We start from the raw sequence: 321 nt of genomic DNA, 5'->3' as shown, positions 1-321 counted from the left end.
TAATTACTGTATAAATATACTACAAGGAACCTCTTTCTCAATCACTCTTCCGTTAGAGATCACAGAAACATACATAAGATGAAGTCCCTTGTACGAAGTTCTTTCTTTGTGAATAGCATGAAATACCCCATCTTCTTTCTCGTGAGCTTTTTTTATTATTTCAGTTTCATGATTGTCATAGTCGTGCTTTTTACTGGCTTCAATTCCATTATTTACAACACGAAACTTGAATTTAAGCGAATCATAGTTCTCTCCATAACCCTCAGAAAAAATAGCATGAAACTTAACCCATTTATTTTTTGGAATTACAGAGCCGCAACT

At 33.6% G+C, this 321-nt stretch carries 1 pseudogene; it reads right to left on the bottom strand.

Annotation, left to right across the window (positions count from 1 at the left end):
* Positions 1 to 3: 3 nt before the first annotated feature.
* A pseudogene (locus INF61_RS22745) lies at positions 4 to 321 on the bottom strand (guanylate cyclase); the annotation flags it as partial.

The organism is Enterobacter cloacae complex sp. P18RS, assembly GCF_014982105.1.
Taxonomy (GTDB): Bacteria; Pseudomonadota; Gammaproteobacteria; order Enterobacterales; family Enterobacteriaceae; genus Enterobacter; species Enterobacter hormaechei_C.
Note: the sequence above shows the minus strand (reverse complement) of the source record. Positions and strands in the feature narration are given on the sequence as shown.